This is a genomic window from Aeromonas sp. (genome assembly GCF_050633025.1).
Lineage (GTDB): Bacteria > Pseudomonadota > Gammaproteobacteria > Enterobacterales > Aeromonadaceae > Aeromonas.
In genome coordinates this window covers 22,225-30,336 of record NZ_JBODRQ010000032.1, presented here as the reverse complement: position 1 = coordinate 30,336, position 8,112 = coordinate 22,225, and the positions used below count along the sequence as shown (strand labels likewise).

The 8,112-nt window shown below is 57.2% G+C and carries 7 protein-coding genes and 1 pseudogene; 4 read left to right on the top strand and 4 right to left on the bottom strand.

Annotation, left to right across the window (positions count from 1 at the left end; all coding sequences use genetic code 11):
* Together ACRAUW_RS06725 and ACRAUW_RS06720 are read left to right on the top strand one after the other, a co-directional pair.
* Window positions 1-563, top strand: a 563-nt coding sequence (locus ACRAUW_RS06725) for a mechanosensitive ion channel domain-containing protein (RefSeq protein WP_431361654.1), incomplete at its 5' end; no start/stop codon positions are given.
* Between the two features lie 405 nt (window positions 564-968).
* Window positions 969-1,831: pseudogene (locus tag ACRAUW_RS06720) on the top strand (GGDEF domain-containing protein).
* Window positions 1,832-1,939: 108 nt separating this feature from the next.
* Here the strand turns inward: ACRAUW_RS06720 and crr are convergent.
* From crr to cysK, 4 genes are all read right to left on the bottom strand, one after another.
* The gene (gene crr, locus ACRAUW_RS06715; RefSeq protein WP_005303134.1) at window positions 1,940-2,449 is read right to left on the bottom strand and encodes a PTS glucose transporter subunit IIA; all 510 of its coding nucleotides are present in this window, start codon (window positions 2,447-2,449) and stop codon (window positions 1,940-1,942) included.
* Between the two features lie 42 nt (window positions 2,450-2,491).
* The gene (ptsI, locus tag ACRAUW_RS06710) at window positions 2,492-4,219 is read right to left on the bottom strand and encodes a phosphoenolpyruvate-protein phosphotransferase PtsI (RefSeq protein ID WP_431361653.1); all 1,728 of its coding nucleotides are present in this window, start codon (window positions 4,217-4,219) and stop codon (window positions 2,492-2,494) included.
* Window positions 4,220-4,265: 46 nt separating this feature from the next.
* Window positions 4,266-4,523, bottom strand: a complete 258-nt coding sequence (locus ACRAUW_RS06705) for an HPr family phosphocarrier protein (RefSeq protein ID WP_005338266.1) — start codon at window positions 4,521-4,523, stop codon at window positions 4,266-4,268.
* Window positions 4,524-4,963: 440 nt separating this feature from the next.
* A complete protein-coding gene (cysK, locus tag ACRAUW_RS06700) occupies window positions 4,964-5,932 on the bottom strand; it encodes a cysteine synthase A (RefSeq protein ID WP_431361652.1) in 969 nt (322 codons plus the stop codon).
* Between the two features lie 159 nt (window positions 5,933-6,091).
* On the opposite strand from cysK, the gene ACRAUW_RS06695 reads away from it, so the two are divergent.
* Window positions 6,092-6,934, top strand: coding sequence for an AAA family ATPase (locus ACRAUW_RS06695; RefSeq protein ID WP_431361651.1), 843 nt, complete (start codon window positions 6,092-6,094; stop codon window positions 6,932-6,934).
* A gap of 3 nt (window positions 6,935-6,937) precedes the next feature.
* Window positions 6,938-8,101 (top strand): vWA domain-containing protein, encoded by a 1,164-nt coding sequence (locus ACRAUW_RS06690; RefSeq protein WP_431361650.1) that lies wholly within the window; start codon window positions 6,938-6,940, stop codon window positions 8,099-8,101.
* Window positions 8,102-8,112 lie beyond the last annotated feature (11 nt).

Genomic DNA, 8,112 nt, shown 5'->3' with positions numbered 1-8,112 from the left:
GCATCATCATCCTGTTCGAGCGTCCGGTGCGGATCGGTGACACCGTCACCATCGGTTCCTTCTCCGGTACCGTCTCCAAAATCCGTATCCGCGCCACTACCCTGACCGACTTCGACCGCAAAGAAGTGATCATCCCCAACCAGCAGCTGATGACCGAACGGCTCATCAACTGGTCACTGAGTGATACCGTCACCCGGGTGATCGTGCGGGTGGGCGTGGCATACGGCTCGGATCTGGAGCTGACCCGCACCCTGCTCAAGCAGGCGGCGGACGAGAACAGCCGGGTGCTGAAAGACCCGGCCCCCATCGTCTACTTCCTAACTTTTGGCGCCAGCACCCTGGATCACGAGCTGCGCTTCTTCGTGAGCGAACTGGGAGACCGCAACCCGGCGGTCGACGAGCTGAACCGCAAGATCGACCAGCTGTTCCGCGAGAACGGCATCGAGATCGCTTTCAACCAGATGGATGTCTACATCAAGAACATGCAGGGCGAAGAGCAGAAGGTAGAGTCCAACTCCGCCGCTCTGCCGCCGCCTGCAGAAGATGACAAGCAGCCCGCTTAAAGGGAGAGGATCCAACAACGCCGCTCACCTGTATGAGCGGCTTTTTATTGCGTTCACATGATCGGTCAGCGGATCGGAGAGGCTCGGCGAGCCTTGGGGAGATGGTCACCCGACAAGTGTTGCCCTCTCTCGCGACAAAACACCGTTATTTTATAAACAAAAATATTTATAAAATAAGCCGCTAAACGCGTTGAATCATTGCCGCAAGCCGCTCTGGTAACATTGGCAGACACGTAGCAGCCCCCTCCGAATCGGCGTAAAGTGCGGCTCCCCTCCCCCTTTTTCCCTGCGTTCAGATGAGGCGATCACCCGCCCCGGCCGCGCCCCAGAAATCCTTTTACCACCTACGCTGGCTAACCTATGTTAGAGAAAGTGACAAAAGGGTAAGGGGGGCACCACGTGACGATGAAAAAGAGAGAACTGCAGCAGATCCTGTTTAGCTCCTTTGACGTAATACCACTCCCCCATTCTAGTGTCGGAATCAGTAGCACGCTGCGAGGGTCTGCCCGATAGCGGTGACAGCATCCCCGTTCGTACTCATCGCTTTCTCAACCGCGCCTTTCGCGAACAGCTCGGCTATGACCTGACCGATCTGCCCGATATGGCCAGCTGGTTTCGCCTCGCCTATCCGGATGCAACCTACCGCAGCACGATCATTCAGGCCTGGCATACCGAGGTAGTTCGTGGTGACGGCTCAGCTGGAGGCCTATGCCATCCCTGATGGCCATATCGTCACCTTTCGCGATATCCACGACCTGCAGTGTATGGTGGAAGAGGTGAGCCGCCTCTCCTGCACCGATCCGCTCACCGAACTGACCAACCGGCGTGGCGCCCAACAACAGTTGCAGGCCCTTTGGTTACAGGGTGAGCCCCTCTCGGTGGTGCTGGGAGATATCGACCATTTCAAACAGGTCAATGATCGCTACGGCCACCCTGCGGGTGATGCCGCGCTCTGCGCCGTTGCGGAAACCATGATAGAACTGCTGCAACCGGGGGAGTGCCTGGCCCGCTGGGGCGGCGAGGAGTTTCTGCTGATCTTGCCGGATCACACGCTGGAGCAGGCCTCCTGCCGGGCCGAACGGCTGCGTCAGCAGGTCAGCGAGCAGGTCACGCCATGGCAGGGACAGACTATCACTCTCACCATCAGCCTTGGCTGCGCCGCTACCCGGGGCGATCAGAGCATCGACTATCTGCTGATGATGGCGGAACGGGCGCTTGATCTCGCCAAGGAGCAGGGGCGTAACCGGGTGGTGGTCACGAAAGAGTAAGGGAGGAGAGAAAAGGGGTTCGGGTTCGGGGCCGACTCGCGGCCATAAAAAAACCGAAGCACAAGGCTTCGGTTTTTTACTGCGCAGCTGGCGTGAGCCAGCCGGGCATTACTTCTTGATACGGATCACCGGGGTCTCGCCCACAGTCACGGCACCAGTCATCTTCACCAGCTCTTTGATCTCGTCCATGTTGGAGATGACAACCGGAGTCAGGGTAGACTTGGCTTTCGCTTCCAGAACGGCCAGATCGAACTCGATGATGGTGTCGCCGCGCTTGACCTGCTGGCCTTCCTGAGCGATACGCTTGAAGCCTTCGCCTTTCAGTTCAACGGTGTCGATACCGAAGTGAACGAACAGCTCGATACCGGAGTCGGATTCCAGAGAGAACGCGTGGTTGGTCTCGAAAATCTTGCCGATGGTACCATCGCACGGCGCAACCATCTTGTTGCCAGCCGGCTTGATGGCGATACCGTCACCAACGATCTTCTCGGCGAAGACAACGTCAGGCACATCTTCGATCGGCACGATTTCGCCAGACAGCGGAGCAAAAATTTCGATGCCACCGGTGTCAGAGCTATCGTCGGAAACCAGTTTCTTCAGTTTGTCGAACAGACCCATATAAAGCTCCTAGAGATGATTTGTCGCTGTTTGCAGCCGATCTTAGCAGACTGCCTTCTGCTTAATAAAGTTATCTACGCACGCTTCGATTTCAGCAGCGGTGGCAAAGCTCAGTGCTTGGTCAGCCATCGCCTTCACATCTTCGAAGTTGGTGTTGCGGATAAGCTTCTTGATACGCGGTACAGAGATGGCGCTCATGGAGAACTCATCCAGACCCATACCCAGCAGCAGCAGGGTAGCGCGCTCGTCACCTGCCAGTTCACCACACATACCGGTCCACTTGCCTTCGGCATGGGATGCATCGATAACCATCTTGATCAGGGTCAGGACGGAGGGTGACAGCGGGTTGTACATGGCGGAGATCATCTCGTTACCACGATCGACAGCCAGGGTGTACTGGGTCAGGTCGTTGGTACCGATACTGAAGAAATCCACTTCCTTGGCCAGATGATGAGCCATCACGGCAGCGGCCGGGGTCTCGATCATGATACCTACTTCGATGGATTCATCAAAGGCTTTGCCTTCGGCACGCAGTTCGGCTTTCAGCGTCTCTACGGTAGCTTTCAGGCTACGGAACTCTTCGACAGAGATGATCATCGGGAACATGATGCGCAGTTTGCCGAAGGCAGAGGCGCGCAGAATGGCCCGCAGCTGAGCGTGCATGATGTCTTCGCGGTCGAAGAAGATACGCACGGCACGCCAGCCCAGGAAGGGGTTCATCTCTTTCGGGAAATTCATGTACGGCAGCTCTTTGTCGCCGCCAATGTCCATGGTACGTACGATGATCGGCTGATCCGGCATCGCTTCGGCCACTTCTTTGTAGGCTTTGAACTGCTCGTCTTCGGTCGGCAGCGCGTCACGGTCCATGAACAGGAACTCGGTACGGTACAGACCCACGCCTTCGGCGCCATTACGGATGGCACCTTCGGTATCCTTGACGGTACCGATGTTGGCGCACACTTCGACCTGATGACCATCCAGCGTGATGGCAGGCAGATCTTTCAGCTTGGCCAGCTCATCTTTCTCGGCCTGGAACTGAGCCTGGAACTTCTTGGCTTCGGTCAGCTGTTCAGCGGTCGGATTGATGATGATCTGGTTGTTGATCGCATCCAGCACCAGCATGTCACCATTCTTGACGCGCTCGGTGATGTCGTTGGTGCCCACTACGGCTGGCAGCTCCAGGGAGCGGGCCATGATGGAGGTGTGGGAGGTACGGCCACCGATGTCGGTGACAAAACCCAGCACATATTTCAGGTTGATCTGAGCAGTTTCAGACGGGGTCAGGTCTTTGGCGACCAGGATCACCTCTTCGTCGATGGTGCTCAGGTTGACAACGGCGATGCCCAGTACGTTTTTTACCAGACGGGTACCGATGTCACGGAAGTCGGTAGCGCGTTCGCGCAGATAAGGGTCATCCAGCTCGGCCATCATCTTGGCGTACTGTTCGATCACCTCATAGATGGCTTTGTCAGCGGAAGCCTTGTTCTCTTTGATGAAGGATCTGATATCCCCTTCCAGCTCCTCATCTTCGAGCAGCATGATGTGGCCTTCGAAGATGGCCTCTTTTTCCTCACCGAAGGTGCGACCGGCCATCTCTTTGATGGCTTCCAGCTGGGCAGCTGACTTGGTACGAGCTTCGAGGAAACGGTTGATCTCGGCATCAATCTGGTCAGCAGAGATTTTGCCCTGATTGATAACGATTTCATCTTCTTTAAGAAGAAGCGCCTTACCGAATGCGATACCGGGGGACGCAAGAATGCCAGATATCATAATCCTTCCTATTAAAACGACTGTGGGGGAGGAATCTAAAGCTGGATTACTCCAGCTCGTCCATCAGGGCAACCAGCTTCTCAACAGCTTGCTGAGCATCCGGGCCATCAGCCTGGATAGTTACGTTGGTACCCTTGGTCAGGCCCAGGGTCTGCAGCTTGAACAGGCTCTTGGCGCTGGCGGACTTGCCACCGGAGACCACAGTGATCTCGCTTTGGAATTCTTTGGCTTCTTTCACGAACTGAGCTGCCGGACGGGTGTGCAGGCCGTTTTCAGCAGTAATAACAACAGACTTCTCGTACATGGTTTCACCCCATATTATTGATATTTTTTGGTGGATTGGTCGTTTTTGAAGCAACCTGGCCCACCGTGTCAGTATGGATATGTTGTAAAGTAACGAAAGCAGACCCGCAATGGTTTAATCCAGGTCAAATTTCTGTGCAGTAATCGGTGTGCTGGTTGGAAATTTTCCGTTATTGAGCTATGGGCCGCATCAGGACTGGCCTGAAATTATTTTATAACGAAAAATAACACTTTGTTACGTTGTGATACGCAGCCAGCAAATACCGCGTGACGCCGCACAGGATATGAGATTTATCACAGAATGTCTGCTTTTTTTCTCATTTAAGAACTTGTTATTTTACCCCAAAAAATAAGAAACAAGTGACACTAACAGAGGGTGGGCTTAGCCCATAAAGAAGCGGCGCTCCTGGGAGCGCCGCTGTTTTGAAAGATTCCGATCAGTTACTGCTGCAGCTCCTGCTCGCTAAACACCCCGGCAAACAGGGCGCTGGAGAGGTAACGCTCCGCCGCACTCGGCAGGATGACCACTATGGTTTTGCCCGCAAATTCCGGCAGCTCGGCCAGACGGCTGGCAGCCACCACCGCAGCACCGGAGCTGATACCGGCCAGGATCCCCTCCTCCTCCATCAGGCGACGGGCCATCTCGATGGCTTCATCGCTGGTCACCTTCTCCACCCGATCGATAAGGGAGAGGTCCAGGTTGCCCGGGATAAAGCCGGCGCCGATCCCCTGGATCTTGTGGGGGCCCGGTTTGATCTCTTCCCCGGCCAGCTTCTGGCTGATGACCGGCGACTCGGCCGGTTCGACCGCGACAGAGACCACCGCCTTGCCTTTAGTCTGCTTCAGGTAGCGGGAGACACCGGTAATGGTACCGCCGGTACCGACCCCTGCCACGAACACATCCACTTCGCCGTCAGTGGCATCCCAAATCTCTGGGCCTGTGGTCTTTTCGTGGATCTCCGGGTTGGCCGGGTTTTCAAACTGTTGCAACAACACATACTTGCCCGGCTCGGACTCGAGGATCTCGTTGGCCTTGGCAATGGCCCCCTTCATGCCGAGCGGCCCTTCGGTCAGCACCAGATTGGCACCGAGCGCCTTGAGCAACTTGCGGCGCTCCAGGCTCATGGTGGCTGGCATGGTCAGGGTGATGGGATAGCCGCGAGCTGCCGCGACAAAGGCCAGAGCAATACCCGTGTTGCCGCTGGTGGGCTCGATGATCTCCTTATCCTTGGTCAGGATACCGCGCTTCTCGGCATCCCAGATCAGGTTGGCACCGATACGGCACTTGACGCTGAAGCTGGGGTTGCGGCTCTCGATCTTGGCCAGCACACGACCTTTGGTAACACGGTTGAGACGAACCAGCGGGGTGTGACCGATAGTCTGGCTGTTGTCCTCAAAAATTTTGCTCATGGTGCTATCCCTGTGTTTGTTACGACGATGAAACAAGATTACCCTGTGGTTTCTGAATGAGAAGTGACTATTCGTTATAACCATATGGTATTACAACATATAGAGCTTATTCTCTCTGGCCCCTGACTCCGGGAGCCAATCGTCAAAGGAACCGACGTTATGGGATTTTCAGGAAGCAGCCAGTATCTCGCCTCCGATGCATTGAAGATGGCGGTCAATGCCGCCATCACCCTCGAAAAACCGCTGCTGATCAAAGGGGAGCCGGGCACCGGCAAGACGGTGCTGGCGGAAGCGGTCGCCGACCATCTTGGCACCGATCTCATTGCCTGGCATATCAAGTCCACCACCAAGGCTCAACAGGGACTCTACGAATATGATGCGGTGGCCCGGCTGCGCGACTCCCAGCTCGGCGACTCCAGAGTGGCCGATATCAGCCACTACATTCGTAAAGGCAAGCTGTGGCAGGCATTCAGCGCCGAGCAGCGGCCAGTGCTGCTGATCGATGAGATCGACAAGGCCGACATCGAATTCCCCAACGATCTGCTGCTGGAGCTGGATCGGATGGAGTTCGACGTCTACGAGACCGGCGAGCGAGTCAAGGCGCTCCAGCGGCCGGTGGTCATCATCACCTCCAACAACGAAAAAGAGCTGCCGGATGCCTTCCTGCGCCGCTGTTTCTTCCACTACATCCGCTTCCCCGACAAGGCCGAGATGCAGGCCATCGTCAAACTCCACTACCCCGACCTCAAGGAGAGTCTGCTTGGCGAGGCGATGGATCTCTTCTTCGAACTGCGCGAGGTAGAGGGGCTGCGCAAGAAGCCCTCCACCTCGGAGCTGCTGGACTGGATCCGCCTGCTCTTGGCCGACGATATCGCCCCCGAGGCGATGCGTGCCCGCGAGCCCGGCAAGCTGGTGCCTGCGCTATACGGTGCTCTGCTCAAGACCGAGCAGGACCTGCATCTCTTCGAGAAGCTCGCCTTTCTGGCCCGGCGCGGCAGCTGACCCATGCTGATCGACTTTTTTACCCATCTGCGCCGCCACCAGCTCCCCTGCAGCCTGCGCGAACTGCTGGACTTGCACGCCGCACTGGCGGCCCGGCTGGTCACCATCGATATGGATGAGTTCTACCAGCTCTCCCGCTGCCTGCTGGTAAAAGACGAGGCCCACTACGATCGCTTCGATCGCGCCTTCGCCGAATACTACGAGGGACTGGAAGCCATCCCCCTGCTGCCGGAAAGCCTGCCCGAGGAGTGGCTGCGCGAGGAGTTCGAACGGCTGTTGAGCCCAGAGGAGAAGGCGTTGCTCACATCCCTCGGCGGACTCGACAAGCTGCTGGAGACCCTCAACCAGCGGCTGAACGAGCAGAAAGAGCGCCACGCCGGCGGCAACAAGTGGGTGGGAACCGGTGGCAGCAGCCCGTTTGGCCACGGCGGTTTTCACCCCGAGGGCGTCCGCATGGGTGGAGAGGGGCAGCACGGCAAGGCGACCAAGGTGTGGGAGGCCCGTCACTATCGCAACTTCAGCGACGACTCACCGCTTGGCCAGCGCGCCATTCAGCTCGCGCTGCGCAAACTCAGGCGCTGGGTGCGCAAAGGCAATCCCGACGAGCTGGATCTCGACGACACCATAAAAAGTTCTGCCCGCCAGGGCTGGCTCGATGTGAAGCTGCGGCCCGAGCGCCACAACGGGGTGAAGCTGTTGGTTTTCTTCGATGTGGGAGGCTCCATGGATGCCCACGTGGCCGAGGTGCAGCGCCTCTTCTCGGCTCTGCGCCACGAGTTCAAGCATCTGGAGTACTTCTATTTTCACAACTGCCTCTACGACTTCGTCTGGAAGGATAACGCCCGCCGCTTTGAGGAGCGGTTCGATACCCTGCGGCTGCTGCGCACCTACAGCAGCGACTACCGGGTGATCCTGGTAGGAGATGCCACCATGGGCCCCTACGAGATCACCTGGCCGGGCGGCAGCGTCGAGCAGTGGAACGAGGAGTCGGGTCAGGTGTGGCTTACCCGCTTGCAGCAACACTTTCCCAAACTGGTGTGGATCAACCCCACCCCGCGCCGGGAGTGGCTCTGGCATCCCTCGATAAAATTGATGAATGACGTGGTTGGCGGACGGATGCATCCGCTGACTCTGGCGGGTCTCGCTGCGGCTATCGACCAGCTGTAACCCTCTCTACC

Bases quoted from the DNA above. Each gene is read 5' to 3' on its own strand.
- crr (WP_005303134.1), bottom strand. From the start codon at position 2,449: ATGGGTCTGTTCGACAAACTGAAGAAACTGGTTTCCGACGATAGCTCT.
- ptsI (WP_431361653.1), bottom strand. From the start codon at position 4,219: ATGATATCTGGCATTCTTGCGTCCCCCGGTATCGCATTCGGTAAGGCG.
- ACRAUW_RS06705 (WP_005338266.1), bottom strand. From the start codon at position 4,523: ATGTACGAGAAGTCTGTTGTTATTACTGCTGAAAACGGCCTGCACACC.
- cysK (WP_431361652.1), bottom strand. From the start codon at position 5,932: ATGAGCAAAATTTTTGAGGACAACAGCCAGACTATCGGTCACACCCCG.
- ACRAUW_RS06695 (WP_431361651.1), top strand. From the start codon at position 6,092: ATGGGATTTTCAGGAAGCAGCCAGTATCTCGCCTCCGATGCATTGAAG.
- ACRAUW_RS06690 (WP_431361650.1), top strand. From the start codon at position 6,938: ATGCTGATCGACTTTTTTACCCATCTGCGCCGCCACCAGCTCCCCTGC.